The sequence below is a fragment of the Candidatus Poriferisodalis sp. genome, from assembly GCF_965208485.1.
Classification (GTDB): Bacteria; Actinomycetota; Acidimicrobiia; order Acidimicrobiales; family Poriferisodalaceae; genus Poriferisodalis.
In genome coordinates, this window is record NZ_OZ242344.1 from 2278123 (window position 1) to 2294240 (window position 16118).

The window sequence follows — 16118 nt, forward strand, 5'->3', positions numbered from 1 at the left end:
TGGCGAGCGAGCGGCCGAGACATCGGAACAGGGACTACGAGCGCTTTTTCCGAGTAGCGGAGGACCATGGTTGGCGCATCAAGAAGACCAAGGGACACTTTGCTATGTACTGCCCAACGGAATGCGGCAAGCACATCGTGGCCGTGTCTGCGACACCGTCGGATCATCGCAGCCTACGAAACACCAGAGCACAGATGAGAAAGTGCATGACAACCGAGGGGTGGGGATGAGCGCAGCACGCACCGAGGCGACCTGCAGGATCGGCATCGCGCACGAAGACGAGAGCGGCGCGAGGGCATTGACTTACGACGAAGTGTGCGCATTCGTCAGCGAAGTGATGGAACACCTGCTCGTCGAGGACCGCGTCATTGACCCCGTGGTATCAGGCGACGCAGAGACGGGCGAGATCGAGATCACGTTCGAGTTGCCGCGTCCAGTAGCGACCTCTGAGACCGATGTCGAAGTCTTCGACATCGTTCACGACGCCGGGGCGGCACTGGGTGCGCAGTGGCGCAACCTGCCGGATTCGGATACCAGCAGCGGCTCAGCGACTCCGACTCGGTCGACGACGATGCTGACTCGGCATAGCCAGCAGATACAGGAAGTTCACGAACCGCTGCCTGCTTAAGGGTCCGCCATCAGTCAAGTCGCGTGATTTTCCCCCATGCGCAGGTCTCTGACCTGCGGAAATGCGTGAGCGGATCACGCGACTTAAGACGCGGCGGACCCTAACCAAGAGAACGGCGCTGATGATGTCGCGACTCAGGAGTTCGTAAGTCTCAACAGGGCGTCGTGTTCACCCAAGAGTTCGTCTGCCAGCTGCTCGCGGGCGCGATGAATGTCGAACGGCTCATGCACTGGCACATCGGCGCCGCCGATGAATGCCTCGAGCGCCCGCCGACGATCTGCTCGCTCGACGAGTTCGCAGATGAACTGCGTGACGGTGACGCCGCGCTCGTCAGCGCGCTCGGCAACAACCGCCGCTACGTCGTCTGGCAGATGAACGACCGTCGCCATAAGGCGCAGCGTACCCATCGGCCACGCGAGGCCAGGACGAATTTCGAAGCCGTGAGAGAAGTGATGCGAGACAAGTCCCACTTTGCGAGTTGGGAGTGCCGCGGTGGTTGTCGGCGGGCCGCCGGAGATGTAGCTGTGGTGCGTGACTAGCGTTCCCGGGATGCTCTCAGGGAGGCGTGTGTCGATGCTGACGCGGCGGGTCCTGGTGGCCGCTGTGATGTCCGCTGCGCTGGTGGCGAGTCTGCTGGCGCTTCCGGTTGCGGTGTCGGCGCAGTCGACGGATGCATATCTCGACGGCGCCGAGCCGTGGACCGAGTCGGATTGTGCCGGAGATGTGCCGATCGTGGTCGGCTCGGACGCGAAGGCGCAGTCGGACATCTACAGCGCCGTCACGCTCGCTGGAGTCGTTGACACGGACTGTGTGGTGCTGGCCGGCCCTCGAGACGGGGACATGCCTGCTGATCAGCAGGCGCGGCTCGACGCGGCGACGGTTGGCGGCTACGTGCTCGGCGGCAAGGCCGCGGTGCCGGAGGCCAAGGTCGTGGGTCGGAACATGACGCGTCTTGGCGGCGCGACTCGCTGGGAGACCGCTCAGCTCATCGGCAGCCAGGCCCGTGCCCTGGCCGAGGGCCAGGAGCCGGACACACCGAGCGTGCCTGACACCTCACTCCCGGCTCCGCCCGATGTGCAGCAGCCCGGCGTGTTCCTGCACGGTGCCGAGCCGTGGATCGCGTCGGACTGTGTCGGTGACGTTCCCGTTGTGGTCGGTTCGGATGCGAAGGCGCAGTCGGACATCTACTCCGCCATCACACTGGCCGGAGTCATCGGCACTGACTGTGTCGTGCTTGCCGGCCCTCGCGACGGCGACATGCCAGCCAGTCAGCGGACCCGACTCGACGCGGCCGAACCAGGCGGCTTCGTGCTTGGCGGAACCGCTGCAGTGCCGACCGCCAAGATCACGGGCCGAGACATGACACGCCTCGGTGGTGCATCGCGCTGGGAGACGGCTCAACTCGTGGGCCGACGCGCGAGCGGCGACACCACCGCAGGCACCAGCACTACAACCGAGAAGGCGGAACAACAACCACCGACCGCAGGCGACATCGCCGCGTACACAGCGGCATCCGTGGGCGGAGCCCATGCGTGCGCCGTGCGCCCTGACGGTACTGTGACCTGCTGGGGTGCGAATTTCGCCGGCCAGGCAGATCCACCCTCAGGGACCTTTGCCGAATTGGCCAGCGGCGACAATCACTCGTGCGGGCTTCGCGTCAACGGGTCCCTGGCTTGCTGGGGCGCCAACAACTGGGGGCAGACGAATGCGCCGAAGGGCATTTTCATTGCGGTAGCTGCTAGCCAGAGACTCTCGTGCGCAGTGCGCGACAGCGGCACGGCGACCTGCTGGGGAGACCAGAAGAATCTTGGCCGAGCCCCCGCGTCATTGAGAGCGTTGAGCGAGCTTTCCTTCGGCGGGCCGGGACTGTGCGGGGTGCGAACTGACAGATCGCTGATCTGTGCGCAACTCGACCGTCCCCGACCCGCCGAAGACGTGAGACAACCGTTTGTAGTACCGGGCAGGTTCACTGCGGTCTCCGGGTCTTGTGGGCTGCGGACCGACGGCACGGTGACCTGTTTCAACCATCACGGCCGCGAGTACGCGGGTTCGCCCTCGGGAGCTTTTGCTTCGATATCCGCCTCACTAGGGCACGGTGATTTGGGGTGCGGTGTGCGCACGAACGGTGCCCTGTTCTGTTGGAGACACAGCAATCTCTCGGCCGTAGGCACTTTCGGAGTGCTGGACGTGCCGCCGGGAACGTTCACGGACGTGTCTTTCGGGCAGCGCCATGCGTGTGCAATTCAGTCTGACGGAGCCGTTGTGTGCTGGGGCGACAGCGAATTCGGGGAACTGATACCGCTGACCTCGCCGCCGAACCGTTTCGCGACAGTCCCAACCGGCGCGGCGTCAGGGTGCGGAGTTCGCGTCGGCGGCACGCTGACGTGCTGGGGCGGGACTGCGTATTCGCAACTGCGAAGCGCGCCGTCAGGAAAGTTCACGTCCGTAGCCACCAACTCAGGGACTGCGTGCGGTCTTCGGGTCGGCGGCACGTTGGCGTGCTGGGGCGACAACGACCACGGTCAGGCGGAACCGCCGACAGGCCGTTTCACGGCGGTGTCTGCCGGTAGGAACTACTGGTGCGGACTGCGCGCTGACGGCACCGTGGCCTGCTGGGGCAACAGAGAAGGCCGTCGAGTCGACGCTCCGTCGGGATCATTCGCAGGGATTTCGGTGGGGTCGACCTTGTCGTACGGAGTGCGGGCTGACGGAACTCTGGTCTGCTGGGGAGAACGGGGGCAGTCACTTGAAAGCTGCTATTGGAACAACGATTGGGGACAGGCGGTCGACTGGCCGCCGACCATGGCACCATCGGGGACCTTCTCAGCGCTGAACCAAGATGGCTTCCAACCGTGCGCGCTGCGCACTGACGGCACCATAGTTTGCTGGGGGAACAACGATTATGGTCAGGCGAACGCACCGTCGGGGGAGTTCACCGCGGTGTCCGGCAGCTTGTTCCACGCGTGCGGGGTACGCGCTGACGGCACCGTGGCCTGCTGGGGCAGAAACGACTTCGGCCAAGCAGACCCTCCATCGGGAACCTTCTCAGCGGTAGCTGCTGGAACGTGGCACTCGTGCGGCGTTCTGCTCGGTGGTTCCGTGAGTTGCTGGGGCGCCAATGACGATGGTCAGGCGGACGCGCCGTTGGGGGAGTTCACTGCGGTGTCCGCTGGTAGCGCACACTCCCATGGGGTGCGCGCAGACGGCACGCTGACTTGCTGGGGCAATCGGTCGTGGTGCTGGAGCTTCACATCCTCGCAGGACGGGGTCGAGTTCATGGGCTCACCACCCGGCAGATTCACGGCAGTGTCCAGCGGCCAGTCACACTCGTGCGGACTGCGCACTGACGGCACGGTGACCTGCTGGAGCAATGGCCCACGGGACAACCGTTTCGGGCAGTTGGACGCGCCGACGGGAAGTTTCGCCGCTGTGTCTGCGGGCCAAGAGTACACATGCGGAGTGCGCGAAGACTCTTCAGTCACTTGCTGGGGCAGAAACGACTCCGGTCAAGCAGATGCGCCGTCAGGCAGGTTCGCCGCCGTTGCCGCGACGGCGTTTAGGTCCTACGGGCTTCGCACTGACGGCACATTGGCCTGCTGGGGGGACACGCGAAGCTGCTGGGCGACCGACCTTCGGGAAGTCGAGGCAACGACGGGACCCTTCAGCGCTGTGTCCGCTGGTTTGTCGCATTCTTGCGCGTTGCGCGCCGATGGCTCGGTGACCTGTTGGGGTGACAACCAGCTCGGCCAGCTCGACACACCTTCGGGGCGCTTCAGCGCTGTGTCCGCTGGTTCTCGGCATTCTTGTGCGTTGCGCGCCGATGGCTCGGTGACCTGTTGGGGCGACAACGACGACGGCCAAGCAGACCCTCCATCGGGAGCGTTCGCGGCGGTGCAAGCACACGTCCACAGCGGCACTTGCGCGTTGCGCGCCGATGGCTCGGTGATCTGCTGGGGCGCGTTCGCGATACGTCTGCCAGCCCGCTGAACGGCCGAAGCAGCGTGAGTCTTCGCTGCCTGGCAAAGGCGTAACCCCGGCCGTTTGCCGAGGCATTGACGGTTCCGGAGTCTTCAATCACAAACTTACCGCTTGCGAGCCACATGTCGAGCCATGACCGGCAGCGCGGCGTGCGCATCTTTCATACGTGATGCGCGATCCGATACCGTTCCTCTATTCCTCCCCGTCTGGTCGGCTTTGCCGGGCATGGCGGGGTTATCTGTTTCGCCCGTGTCCTCGGCGTCCACCCGACTCGACGACGCGACGGGCGCAGGTGCACCGTGACCTGCCGGGTCGTGCTCAGGTGGGGCAGAGAATGCAGGGCAGGGTCGCCCGCGGTGTGTTCTAGGGTGGCCATATGGCCGCCGGGGTGATGGCAGCGACTCAGATTGTCGTGGAGGCGTGGGCCGTGCTGGTCGCCGCTGGCGCCATGGTCGCCACCGTGCTCGGCACCGGCTTGGGGATCGTCTTCCACTTGGGCGGACGCATCGATAGCCAGTCGGGACGCATCGACCGGCTGGCCGGGGAGGTCGCGCTGGTGCGCGAGCGCGTGGCACGCCTCGAAGGCAGCACCGGCACCCCCGACCCGGGTCCCCTGCAGCTCGCCTGAGCCCGCTCAGCTCAAGAGACCGGTGGTTGACTCGACCGTTGGAACGAGGGCCTCGTCGATGAGCAGCTGATCGGCTGCGGCGAGCTCGGGGGACAGCCAGCGGTCGGTGCCCGTGTGCCGCGCTGACACGCGGAAGGGCCGGGTTGCAGGGCGCGAGAGCGCGACCGGCGCCCGCTCGCTCTCAATGGCCAGCTTTTCTGTACCTGAACGGACAGTTTTACAGCACTTATAGCGCCAGTTTTCTCGCACTCACTCCTCCGGTAATATCGCACTTGATGTCGGTAACCCTGACTCCACCGCAGTACCGCACGCGTGTTGTCGAGCACGAGATCAGTACTGCCCTGCAGGCCAGTCCCGCTGTGTTGCTGGATGGACCTCGCGCCTGCGGCAAGACCTGGACGGGCCAGCGGTTCGCACGCAGCGAGGCGCTGCTGGACACTTTGCCCACTGCGAGACTCGCCGCATCGGTCGACGCCGCGGGATTGCTGAGCGGACCGACACCGCGCTTGCTTGACGAATGGCACTTCGCGCCGGGCATCTGGAACCCCATGCGACGTGCCTGCGATGACCGAGCGCAGCCCGGGCAGTTCATCCTGACAGGATCGGCAACGCCTCCCGATGACCTCACCAGGCACTCCGGCGCAGGGCGCGTGGCACGAGTCCGGATGAGGCCGATGAGCTTGTTCGAGTCGGGCGAGTCAGATGGCAGCGTGTCCGTGCGCGAGCTGCTCGACGGAGCGTCCTGCCGGCCGGCGAGCTCGGACATGTCGATCACGTACATCATCGAGGCTGCTTGCCGGGGCGGATGGCCCGCTGCAGTCGACCGCACCTCCGAGGCCGCCCAGCGTTACCTGCGCAGCTATCTCGACGACATCAGCCGAACCGACATCGCCTTGGTCGATGACGTCAAGCGTGATCCCGTCGGCGTACGCCGCCTGCTGACCTCGCTCGGACGCAACGTGGCGACCCCCGCGTCGTACACAACGCTGGCCGCCGACACGACGGGCGATCAGGCGGTACCAATGCACGCCCGCACGGTCCGCAGCTACCTCACCGCGCTTGAGCGTCTCTTCGTGACAGAAGATCTGCACGCGTGGCGCCCGCACCTGCGGTCTCGGGCTCAGCTGCGCACGAGCGCGGTGCGGCACTTTGTCTGTCCGTCGTTGGCCGTGGCGGCACTGCGGACGAACAGCGCCCGCCTGCGTGCCGATCTGAACTTCTTCGGCCTGTTGTTCGAATCGCTCGTAGTGCGTGATCTGCGCGTGTACTCCCAGCTCGACGGCTGCCAGATGTCTCACTACCGCGACGAGTACGGGTTGGAAGTGGATGTGATCTTGGAACGAGCCGACGGAGAATGGGCAGCATTCGAGATCAAGCTCGGAGGCGAGCGGCTGATCAACGAAGGAATCGAATCGCTGCGGAAGCTGGCCGAACGGGTCGACACGAAGCGCATGGGAACGCCACGGAAGCTGACGGTCATCACCGCGGGCGGCTACGGGTTCGAGCTGCCCGATGGGATAGCCGTCATCCCCATCACGGCACTCGGCCCCTGAGCGCGGGCGGCGAGCACAGTCGCCCGTGGGCTCGCCGGTAGGTTGGCCGGCGGAGGGGTGGCAGAGTGGACGATTGCGACGGTCTTGAAAACCGTTGAGGCGCAAGCCTCCGGGGGTTCGAATCCCCCTCCCTCCGCCAAGCCGTTCAGGCCAGTGGTCTCGTGACGGCTGGCGCAGCGATTGTTCGAAGGAAGGGAAACGACGCAATGAAGAGGACGCCAGTCAACCCGTGGCCGTGGTCGCTGAACTTCGGTTTCAACCAGGCCGAGATCATCGAGGGAGCGAGCAGGCAACTGGTCTGTTCCGGTCAGACATCGGTCGATGCCGATGGCAAGCCGCAGCACGCAGGGGACATGCGCAGCCAGATGACGTTGGCGCTCGACAATCTCGAAGCCGTCGTCAACGCTGCCGACATGGATCTCACCAACATCACCCGGCTCACCGTCTACGTCACCGACATGGACGAGGCCCTGAAGAACTTCGGCGCGTTCGGCGAACGGTTCGGACCGCTGGGCGCAACCCCACCGATGACGTTGATCGGGGCCACCCAGCTCGCCTTCCCCGGACTCATGATCGAGATCGAGGCCATCGCCGCCGACTGAGACACCAGGCCCAAGGCCGTCTTCGCCGCGGCCAAAGAGACTCGGCGGCAAGCTGTTGCCCCGCTGAGGCGAGTTCAGCGGTTTCGGTAGATGTCGCGGCGGTGGCCTATCCGGACGACTTGGATCACGAGCCGGTCGTCGATGACGTCGTACACGATCCGGTAGTCGCCGACCCGCACCCGGTACGCAGATGTTCCGGCGGTGAGCTTGGTGCAGCCAGGAGGACATGGCTCGTCTGCCAGCAGGTCGATCGCTGCCCGAATTCGGAGCTGGTCAGCGCGTTCGAGCCCGGCGATCGCCTTGACGGCCTGGCGGGAGATCTCGACCGTGTACTGGCTCACTGATGTGCCGGCTCACTCGAGCCCGAGGGCGGCCTTGACCTCTTCCCACGGCACGTAGTCATCCTCGGCTCGAGCTGCGTCGAGTGCGCGTCGGTCCTCGGCCTCATCGGCACGGTCGACGAGCTGGTCGAATGCGTCGGCGCTCAGGATCACTGCGACCCGCCGGCCGCGCCGCGTCACTGAAATCGGCTCGCCGGACCGGCTGGTCTCAGTGATCACATCGGCCAGGCGGTTCCGTGCGTCGGTGAACGCGATCTCCGTCATGTACAAATTGTACAACTACGGCACAAGGCAACCGGCTTGATTGTCTACCGGCTGAGCAATTCTCGGATCAGCGGCAGGATCCTGTGCGGGATTTCCTCGGCGACGAAATGCCCGCCGTCGTCAAAGACGTGCGCTTCGTAGTTCTGCATCTCCGACTTCCACGTCTCCAGCTCATTCAGCCGAAATGCAATGTCCTTGCTGCCCCACAGCAGCAGAGTCGGCTTGTCGCTGAACGCTGTTCGGTCGTGCCAGATCGAACCCAGCCAGTCAGCTGCGCCCACGATGTAGCCGGGAAGCGCAGCGCATGCTGCTCGCGAGGCCGGGTCGGGGAGGGCGTTGCGATAGTGCGACATGACCTCGGGCGTGAGCGTCTTGCGGTCAGCCACCGCGCGGGGCATCACGCCTTTGACGAAGTAGTTGCGCCGGGTGATCAAGTATCGACCGAGAGGGCTCGCCATCATCTTGCTGAAGAACCGAAAATGGCGATCGTCGCTGACCGGCCAGCACCACGTATTCGCGATGACCAAGCTCTTCACTCGATCCGGGTGCTTGCGGGCGAAGTCCAGTCCTATGGGGCCGCCCCAGTCGTTCATGTACAGCGTCACATCTCGCAGATCAAGGTCGCGGACGAACTCCTCGAACCTCTCAGCATGTGCCCTCGGGTGGTGGTCTTCGTTGCGATCGCTCCGGGCGGAGAGTCCGAAGCCGAGATGGTCCGCTGCGACACATCGGTGCCCGGTCCGGAGCTCAGCGATCAAATGGCGGAACTCGAATGACCATGCCGGGTTGCCGTGAACGAAGACGATCGGCGAGCCGGATCCTTCGTCGACGTAGTGCAGGTGATGGCCGGATGAAGTCTCGTGAAATCTGCTCTCGAACGGGTACATCTCGTCGGACACCCAGTCCGGCCGGCCATTCGTTGCTTGCCTGTCGCGCATCGGGCGGAGGCTACCGATGCGCGTTGTACCGCTGAGGTGGTTCAGGCGAGGGGGGCGGCGGCTGCTTCGACTGCGGGGACGAGGGCTTCGTTGGTGAGCAGCTGATCGGCTGCGGCGAGCTCGGGGGAGAGCCAGCGATCGGGGCCGGGGCCGGGCACTGCGGTGCGCAGCAGGTTGAGCGCGGCTGCGGTGCCCGCTGCGGGTTGCAGGGGCGCTCGCAGCTCGATGCCACGGGCTGCTGCCACCCATTCGATGGCCAGGATGCGGCGCAGGTTGGCGACGGCCCGGCGCAGCTTGCGGGCGGCGCCCCAGCCCATGGACACGTGGTCCTCCTGCATGGCGGAGGTGGGCAGCGAGTCCACTGAGGCTGGCGATGCGAGGCGCCGGTTCTCGGCGCACAGGGCCGCCGCCGTGTACTGGCCGATCATCAGGCCGCTGTCTACGCCCGGATCGTTTGCCAGGAATGGAGGCAGGCCAGCCGACCGGTTGGCGTCGAGCAAGCGGTCGATGCGGCGCTCGGCGATGGCGCCGACCTCGGCCGCGGCGATGGCGAGGTAGTCGGCTGCCAGCGCGACAGGTGCGCCGTGGAAGTTGCCGCACGACTCGACCCGGCCGTCTTCCATCACCATCGGATTGTCGATCGCCGACGCCAGCTCCCGGTCTGTCACCTCGGCGGCGAAGCCGAAGGTGTCGCGAGCCGCGCCGTGCACCTGGGGGGTGCACCGGATGGAGTAGGCGTCCTGCACACGGTCGTCGCCATGACGGTGGCTGGCCACGATGGGCGAGCCAGCCAGCACCGTGCGAAGGTTGGCTGCGCTGGCCTGCTGGCCGGGATGGGGCCGCAACGCCAGCAGGTCGGCGGCGAAGGCCCGATCGGTGGCCAGCAACGCCTCCACGCTGCAGGCGGCCACGATGTCGGCAACGCGCAGCAGCCCGGCCAGATCGTGGACGGCCAGGCACAGCATTCCCAGGATCCCGTCGGTGCCGTTGGTGAGGGCCAGACCCTCCTTCTCGGCGAGTACCAAGGGCTCGATGCCCGCCGCCGCAAGCGCCTCGGCCCCGCTGATCGTGCCCCCGTCACCGGTCAGGGCCTCGCCTTCGCCCATCAGCACCAGCGCAGCGTGGGCCAGCGGGGCAAGGTCGCCGCTGGCGCCGAGCGAGCCGTGCTCGGGCACCACGGGCACGACACCCGCATTGATCAGACGTACCAGCATCTCTGCCACCTGCGGTCTCGCCCCTGAGGCGCCGAAGGCGAGCGTGCGTGCTCGCAGGAACATCATCGCCCGCACGACCTCGGTTTCGACCGGAGGTCCCATTCCGGCGGCGTGGGAGCGAATCAGCGATTGCTGCAAGGCGACCCGACGATCGACGGGAATCGTGGTGTTGGCCAGAGCACCGAAGCCGGTGGAGATCCCGTAGGCCGGCTCGCCCTCGGCCAGGGTCTCGACGATGCTGCGGGCCGCGGCCATCCGGTCGAGGGCATCGGCGCTCAGTTGCACCTGGGATCCGTGGCGGGCAACCGCGACGACATCGGAAACAGCGACGCCGGGGCCGTCCAGTTCCACGGTCAGGTCGCCTCTGCAGGGACGGACGACAGCGCGGACGAGGTGGCCATGGCCGCTTGGGTCACGGCGTCGGCCGCCGTTTGCAGGCGGTCGCCGGTGAGCCGATCCGCCGGACCCAGCACGGACAAGGCTGCAATCGGACCCGCGGAGCCGTGAATTGGGGCGCACACTGCGGTGACGTCGGGCTCGATGGCGCCGGTGTTGAAGATAGGAGCGGGGAGCGAGCCAGGTGCCCGCGGCGCAGCCAGCAGCGCCTCGCCGACCGCAGTGCCGTCGATGGGCACCGAACGGCCCACCCAGCCGACATGGCGAATGGCCCGGCGGCCTTCGACTGTGGCGATATAGACCGCAGTGTCGCCGTCACGCACGGCGAGGTACGCAGATTCTTCGGTGGTCTCGACCAGTCGTTCCAGCTCTGGCTGAGCTGCTGCTCTGAGCCGGGCGTACGGGCCGGACTGCAGCGATGCCAAGGCGGTGCGCACGAATGCCGGACCCACCGAATATGACCCGGAACTGCCCTTGACGAGATACCCGCGGTCGGTCAGCACCCGCAGATGGCGTAGCGCCGTGCTGGCCGGCATGTCTGTCTGAGATGCAGCTGCTGTCAGGCTGAGCTCACCGCTGGTGACGACCGCGTCCAACAGCGCCAGCACCCGTTCTGCCGAGCGCGATCTGTGCAGGGAAGTGACAACGTCTATTTCAGGTACTGAAATCTCTTGCTGCATATTGACAGCATAGGCCGCTGCTCACTAACGTGTGGCACACCGCACATCTCGCAGTTCGAGGTCGTCTATGGCTTCCAGCACACAGCACGCTGCCGCCGCCCCGCCCGGCGGGGTGAGAGCCCCCACCGGCACTTCGCTGACCTGCCGGAGCTGGCCCCAGGAAGCCGCGTTCCGGATGCTGCAGAACAACCTCGATCCCGACGTGGCCGAGCGTCCCGAAGAACTGGTCGTGTACGGGGGCACCGGACGAGCGGCACGCTCGTGGCCGGCATTTCACGCCATGATCAGGTCGCTGACCGACCTCGCCGACGACGAGACCCTGCTGGTGCAGTCGGGCAAGCCGGTGGGCGTGCTGCGCACGCACGAATGGGCGCCTCGAGTGCTCATCGCCAACTCCAACCTGGTGCCCGATTGGGGCAACTGGGACGAATTCCGGCGGCTGGAGCATCTGGGTCTGACCATGTTCGGCCAGATGACGGCCGGGTCGTGGATCTACATCGGCACCCAGGGGATCCTGCAGGGCACCTATGAGTGCTTCGGCGCCATCGCCCGCAAGCGCTTCGGCGGGTCGCTGGCCGGGACGCTCACCGTCACCTCCGGGCTGGGCGGGATGGGCGGCGCACAGCCGCTGGCCATCACCATGAACGAGGGGGTTGCCCTGTGCATCGAGGTCGACCCTGAACGGGTCGCTCGACGCGTGGAGACCCGCTATCTCGACGTGGTCGCCGACGACTACGCCGATGCGCTCCGCCGCTGCGAGGAGGCTGTTCGGGCGCGCCGCCCGCTGTCGGTGGGGCTCGTCGGCAACGCAGCCGATCTGATGCCGCGCCTGCTGGCCGACAGCGTCGCTGCTGACATCGTCACCGACCAGACCTCCGCGCACGATCCGCTCACCTACGTGCCCAACGACCTGTCGCCCGAGGCGTCAGAGGAGATGCGCCGCAACCAGCCTGACGAGTTCATCCGCCGCTCCCGCGCGGCCATGGCCACCCACGTGGAAGCCATGGTGGGTTTCCTCGACGCAGGCTCGGAGGTGTTCGACTACGGCAACAGCCTGCGCGCCGAGGCCGAGCTCGGCGGCTACAGCCGGGCGTTCGACTATCCGGGCTTCCTGCCTGCCTACATCCGGCCGCTGTTCTGCGAGGGCAAGGGACCGTTCCGCTGGGTTGCGCTGTCGGGCGACCCGGCCGACATCGCCGCCACCGATCGGGCCGTGCTCTCCGAGTTCCCCGACGACGAGCCGCTCAAGCGATGGATCACGCTGGCCGGCGAGCGGGTCGCCTTTCAGGGCCTGCCGGCCCGGATCTGCTGGCTCGGCTACGGGGAGCGCCACCGGCTGGGGCTGCGGTTCAACGACCTGGTCGCCTCAGGCGAGATCAAGGCGCCGATCGTCATCGGGCGCGACCATCTCGACTCGGGCTCGGTGGCTTCGCCCTACCGCGAGACCGAGGACATGGCCGACGGCAGCGATGCCATCGCCGACTGGCCACTGCTGAATGCGATGGTCAACACCTCGTCGGGCGCGTCGTGGGTGAGCATTCACCACGGCGGCGGGGTGGGCATCGGCCGATCCATCCATGCCGGCCAGGTCAGCGTGGCCGACGGCAGCGACCTGGCGGCGCAGAAGCTGGAACGGGTGCTGCTGAACGACCCGGGCACGGGAGTGATGCGTCATGCCGATGCCGGCTACGAGCGGGCATGGGACGTGGCCGCCGAGCGCGGTGTGCAGATCCCGGCCGACCGACCGGCCGCGCAGTGAGCATCAGGCGACACGCATGACCGTTCGGGAGATCCTGCAGATTGGCCATCCGGCACTGCGGCAGCCGGCTGCGGCCGTGCCGCGTGCGGACATTGCCGGCGAGCGAACGCAGGGCATCATCGACGACCTCATCGACACGATGCGCCACGCCAACGGGGCGGGATTGGCGGCGAACCAGATCGGCGCGACGGCCCGGATCGTCGTCATCGAGGTGAACGACAATCCCCGCTACCCCTACAAACCGCCGATTCCGCTGACCGTGGCCATCAATCCTGAGCTCGAGGTGCTCGGCGACGAGACCGTGGTGATCAACGAGGGCTGCCTGTCGGTGCCGTTGCGCGGCGACGTGGTCCGCTCGGTCCATCTCGGGGTCCGCTATCTCGATCGGGACGGCAACGAGCACTGCGTCACCGCGCGGGGCCTGACGGCCGGAACCTGGCAGCACGAGTGCGACCACCTCGACGGCGTCCTGATCACCGACCGCGCCGACCCGTCCACGCTGTGCACCTGGGAGCAGTTCGAGCAGCATCACCGTGACGCCTTCATCGAGCGCATCACCCGGTTCAACCAAAGGGTCGGTGTGTGACTGCCCACTACTGGTGCGAGATGGCCTGGCTCGGAGGTCCCCGGGCAACCGAAGGCGTGGTGATTGGCGTCGACGGCGATCGCATCTCCGCTGTCTGTGCCGGTGTGCCTCTCCGCCCCGAAGGCGCCATCCCGCTGACGGGCCTGACCTTGCCCGCGCTGGCCAATGCGCACAGCCACGCCTTCCATCGGGCCCTGCGCGGCCGAACCCACGTCGGGCGGGGCAACTTCTGGAGCTGGCGCGACCTGATGTACCGGGTGGCGGGGCGCCTCGATCCCGACAGCTACTATCGGCTGGCCCGGGCCGTGTTCGCCGAGATGGCGCTGGCCGGCATCGGTGTGGTCGGCGAGTTCCACTACGTCCATCACCGTCCCGACGGCGCCAGCTATGACGACTCCAACGCCATGAGTGCCGCAGCGGCGACCGCAGCCCGCGACGCCGGCATCCGCCTGACGCTGCTGGACACGCTGTACCTGCATGGCGGGCTCGACCCCGCGCTCGGCGGCTACGAACCGCTCCGGCCAGCACAGTCCCGGTTCAGTGACGGCAGCGCCGACCGGTGGGCTGATCGGGTCCAACAGCTGGCCTCCACGATCTCGGGACCGATGGCCCAGATCGGCGCAGCGGTGCACTCAGTGCGAGCCGTCGATCCGCCGTCTATCAAGGTGGCCACCGATTGGGCCCGCGAACGCGGCGCCCCGCTGCACTTCCACGCCTCCGAGCAGCCCGCAGAGAACGAGCAATGCCTGGGCGTCCACGGCATGACCCCCGTCGAGGTGATCGCCCGCGCCGGAGGGTTGGACTCGAACACGACTCTGGTGCACGCCACCCATGCCGACGATCGGGACCAAGCGCTGGTCGGCGAGGCCGGAGCATCGTGCTGCCTGTGCCCGACCACCGAGCGGGATCTTGCCGACGGCATCGGACCCAGCGTCGGCTTGGCCCGTCACGGGGTTGGGCTGTGCTTGGGATCCGACTCTCACGCAGTCGTGGACATCTTCGAAGAGGCTCGCACGGTCGAAGGGGACCAGCGGGCGGCAAGCAACGACCGCGGCGTATTCGATACGGACGCCTTGGCTGCGATGGCCACCTCGGCTGGCTACCGGTCCCTCGGGTGGCCGGAGGGCGGTCGGCTCGAAGCGGGCGCATTGGCCGACTTCGCCACGGTGGGACTCGACTCAGTGCGCATGGCCGGCGCCGATGCCGACACTGCGCTTGCCGCGACGATCTTCGCGGCGGCAAGTCCGGACGTGCACCACCTGGTGGTCGGCGGCAAGACCGTCGTGCGTGACGGGCGTCACACGACCATCGACGTTGCGGCGGAGCTGGTCGCAGCCATCACGGAGGTCACGGCGCCATGACCCTGGTGATCGACAACATCGCCGAGCTGGTCACCAACGATCCCGAGCTGGGCGACGGCCCGCTGGGCGTCGTGACCGATGCGTCGCTGGTCATCGACGGCGACACCGTGGTGGCGGTGGGCCCGTCTGGGGCCGTCGCAGATGAGCGTCTCGACGCCGGCGGCCGCTGCGTGCTGCCCGGATTCGTCGACTCCCACTCCCACCTGGTGTTCGCCGGCGACCGGGCCGAGGAGTTCACCCGGCGGATGGCCGGCGAGCCCTACGACGGCGGCGGCATCCGGGTCACCACCGAGGCCACGCGCAGCGCGGGCCGGGATGCTCTGGCGGCCTCGCTCGATCAGCGGCTGGCCGAGGTGCACCGGGCCGGCACCACCACGGTGGAGATCAAGACCGGTTACGGCCTGTCGCTGGACTCCGAGATCGAGCTGGCTTCGCTGGCCGCAGACGCCACGCCCGAGGCCACGTTCTTGGGCGCCCACTTGCTGCCTCACGAGTACGAGGGACGCGCTGACGACTACATCGACCTGGTGTGCGGGCCGATGCTGGAGGCGGTCAAGGACCGCGTCCGCTGGATCGATGTGTTCTGCGAAACCGGCGCCTTCAACGTCGAGCAGTCCCGGGCAGTGCTCGAAGCTGGACGTGCCGCCGGACTGGGTTTGCGCGTGCATGGCAACCAGCTCGGCCACGGGCCGGGAGTGCAGCTCGCCGTCGAGATGGGTTCCTCGTCGGTCGACCACTGCACCTACCTCTCCGACGACGACATCGAGGCTCTTGCGGGCAGCGACACCGTGGCCACGTTCCTGCCGGCCACCGACTTCTCCACCCGCCAGCCCTACCCCGATGCCCGGCGGGCGATTGACGCCGGGGTCAAGGTGGCGATGGCCTCGAACTGCAACCCCGGTTCCAGCTACACCACGTCCATCTCGTTCTGCATTGCCATGGCAGTGCGCGACATGGGCATGACCATCGACGAAGCCGTCGCCGCAGTGACGGTCGGCGGAGCAGTCGCGCTGGGCCGGACTGACGTTGGGCGGCTCACCAACGGCAGTCCGGCTCACGTGACCATCCTGGACGCGCCCAGCCGCTACCACCTCGCCTACCGGCCCGGCGTCCCCTTGATCTGGCGCACCTTGGGAGCCGACTACCGGCTCCCGCCCGCCGTTGACCCGACGTGATCCCAAGATGACAGA

The 16118-nt window shown here is 66.9% G+C and carries 15 protein-coding genes and 1 tRNA gene; 10 read left to right on the top strand and 6 right to left on the bottom strand.

Going from position 1 to position 16118, the window contains the following annotated elements; genetic code table 11:
• Positions 1-226: 226 nt before the first annotated feature.
• A complete protein-coding gene (locus ACOGXQ_RS10630; RefSeq protein ID WP_419943656.1) occupies positions 227-628 on the top strand; it encodes a hypothetical protein in 402 nt (133 codons plus the stop codon).
• A gap of 134 nt (positions 629-762) precedes the next feature.
• Here ACOGXQ_RS10630 and ACOGXQ_RS10635 read toward each other — a convergent pair whose 3' ends face one another.
• Complete coding sequence (locus ACOGXQ_RS10635; protein ID WP_419943657.1) at positions 763-1017, bottom strand: hypothetical protein; 255 nt, start codon at positions 1015-1017, stop codon at positions 763-765.
• 184 nt (positions 1018-1201) lie between these two features.
• On the opposite strand from ACOGXQ_RS10635, the gene ACOGXQ_RS10640 reads away from it, so the two are divergent.
• The 5 genes from ACOGXQ_RS10640 to ACOGXQ_RS10660 all read left to right on the top strand — a co-directional run bounded on the left by ACOGXQ_RS10640 (position 1202) and on the right by ACOGXQ_RS10660 (position 7389).
• Positions 1202-4615, top strand: coding sequence for an RCC1 domain-containing protein (locus tag ACOGXQ_RS10640; protein ID WP_419943658.1), 3414 nt, complete (start codon positions 1202-1204; stop codon positions 4613-4615).
• Between the two features lie 367 nt (positions 4616-4982).
• Positions 4983-5234, top strand: coding sequence for a hypothetical protein (locus tag ACOGXQ_RS10645; RefSeq protein ID WP_419943659.1), 252 nt, complete (start codon positions 4983-4985; stop codon positions 5232-5234).
• A gap of 275 nt (positions 5235-5509) precedes the next feature.
• Positions 5510-6787 carry an ATP-binding protein gene (locus tag ACOGXQ_RS10650; protein WP_419943660.1) on the top strand — a complete coding sequence of 426 codons (1278 nt, stop codon included), beginning with the start codon at positions 5510-5512 and terminating at the stop codon, positions 6785-6787.
• A gap of 51 nt (positions 6788-6838) precedes the next feature.
• Positions 6839-6926 (top strand) — tRNA-Ser (locus tag ACOGXQ_RS10655).
• A 67-nt stretch (positions 6927-6993) separates the two neighbouring features.
• Complete coding sequence (locus tag ACOGXQ_RS10660; RefSeq protein WP_419943661.1) at positions 6994-7389, top strand: RidA family protein; 396 nt, start codon at positions 6994-6996, stop codon at positions 7387-7389.
• 74 nt (positions 7390-7463) lie between these two features.
• Here ACOGXQ_RS10660 and ACOGXQ_RS10665 read toward each other — a convergent pair whose 3' ends face one another.
• The 5 genes from ACOGXQ_RS10665 to ACOGXQ_RS10685 are packed head-to-tail and all read right to left on the bottom strand — an operon-like array spanning position 7464 to position 11150.
• On the bottom strand, positions 7464-7730 hold the full coding sequence (locus tag ACOGXQ_RS10665; RefSeq protein ID WP_419943662.1) for a type II toxin-antitoxin system RelE family toxin: 267 nt from the start codon (positions 7728-7730) through the stop codon (positions 7464-7466).
• Positions 7731-7742: 12 nt separating this feature from the next.
• Complete coding sequence (locus ACOGXQ_RS10670) at positions 7743-7994, bottom strand: type II toxin-antitoxin system Phd/YefM family antitoxin (RefSeq protein ID WP_419863304.1); 252 nt, start codon at positions 7992-7994, stop codon at positions 7743-7745.
• 44 nt (positions 7995-8038) lie between these two features.
• Positions 8039-8932: an alpha/beta fold hydrolase gene (locus ACOGXQ_RS10675; RefSeq protein WP_419943663.1), complete on the bottom strand. Its 894-nt coding sequence runs from the start codon at positions 8930-8932 to the stop codon at positions 8039-8041.
• Positions 8933-8973: 41 nt separating this feature from the next.
• Entirely contained in the window at positions 8974-10503 is a 1530-nt protein-coding gene (gene hutH / locus ACOGXQ_RS10680; protein ID WP_419947376.1) for a histidine ammonia-lyase, read from the bottom strand.
• Entirely contained in the window at positions 10500-11150 is a 651-nt protein-coding gene (locus ACOGXQ_RS10685; protein ID WP_419943664.1) for an IclR family transcriptional regulator, read from the bottom strand. Before ACOGXQ_RS10685 ends, hutH begins: the two co-directional genes overlap by 4 nt.
• 139 nt (positions 11151-11289) lie before the next feature.
• On the opposite strand from ACOGXQ_RS10685, the gene hutU reads away from it, so the two are divergent.
• Genes hutU through hutI form a run of 4 tightly spaced genes read left to right on the top strand, consistent with a single transcriptional unit; the run spans position 11290 to position 16103 of the window.
• A complete protein-coding gene (hutU, locus tag ACOGXQ_RS10690) occupies positions 11290-12981 on the top strand; it encodes a urocanate hydratase (protein ID WP_419943665.1) in 1692 nt (563 codons plus the stop codon).
• A 16-nt stretch (positions 12982-12997) separates the two neighbouring features.
• Positions 12998-13567: a peptide deformylase gene (gene def, locus ACOGXQ_RS10695; protein WP_419943666.1), complete on the top strand. Its 570-nt coding sequence runs from the start codon at positions 12998-13000 to the stop codon at positions 13565-13567.
• Positions 13564-14928, top strand: a complete 1365-nt coding sequence (locus ACOGXQ_RS10700) for a formimidoylglutamate deiminase (protein ID WP_419943667.1) — start codon at positions 13564-13566, stop codon at positions 14926-14928. The genes def and ACOGXQ_RS10700 overlap by 4 nt, the downstream gene beginning before the upstream one ends.
• Positions 14925-16103 carry an imidazolonepropionase gene (gene hutI, locus ACOGXQ_RS10705; protein WP_419943668.1) on the top strand — a complete coding sequence of 393 codons (1179 nt, stop codon included), beginning with the start codon at positions 14925-14927 and terminating at the stop codon, positions 16101-16103. The genes ACOGXQ_RS10700 and hutI overlap by 4 nt, the downstream gene beginning before the upstream one ends.
• The last annotated feature ends 15 nt before the right edge of the window (positions 16104-16118 follow it).

Excerpts from the sequence above, each read along its gene's own strand:
- ACOGXQ_RS10630 (WP_419943656.1), top strand. The coding sequence starts at position 227 with ATGAGCGCAGCACGCACCGAGGCGACCTGCAGGATCGGCATCGCGCAC.
- ACOGXQ_RS10635 (WP_419943657.1), bottom strand. The coding sequence starts at position 1,017 with ATGGCGACGGTCGTTCATCTGCCAGACGACGTAGCGGCGGTTGTTGCC.
- ACOGXQ_RS10640 (WP_419943658.1), top strand. The coding sequence starts at position 1,202 with ATGCTGACGCGGCGGGTCCTGGTGGCCGCTGTGATGTCCGCTGCGCTG.
- ACOGXQ_RS10645 (WP_419943659.1), top strand. The coding sequence starts at position 4,983 with ATGGCCGCCGGGGTGATGGCAGCGACTCAGATTGTCGTGGAGGCGTGG.
- ACOGXQ_RS10650 (WP_419943660.1), top strand. The coding sequence starts at position 5,510 with ATGTCGGTAACCCTGACTCCACCGCAGTACCGCACGCGTGTTGTCGAG.
- ACOGXQ_RS10660 (WP_419943661.1), top strand. The coding sequence starts at position 6,994 with ATGAAGAGGACGCCAGTCAACCCGTGGCCGTGGTCGCTGAACTTCGGT.
- ACOGXQ_RS10670 (WP_419863304.1), bottom strand. The coding sequence starts at position 7,994 with ATGACGGAGATCGCGTTCACCGACGCACGGAACCGCCTGGCCGATGTG.
- ACOGXQ_RS10675 (WP_419943663.1), bottom strand. The coding sequence starts at position 8,932 with ATGCGCGACAGGCAAGCAACGAATGGCCGGCCGGACTGGGTGTCCGAC.
- hutU (WP_419943665.1), top strand. The coding sequence starts at position 11,290 with ATGGCTTCCAGCACACAGCACGCTGCCGCCGCCCCGCCCGGCGGGGTG.
- def (WP_419943666.1), top strand. The coding sequence starts at position 12,998 with ATGACCGTTCGGGAGATCCTGCAGATTGGCCATCCGGCACTGCGGCAG.
- hutI (WP_419943668.1), top strand. The coding sequence starts at position 14,925 with ATGACCCTGGTGATCGACAACATCGCCGAGCTGGTCACCAACGATCCC.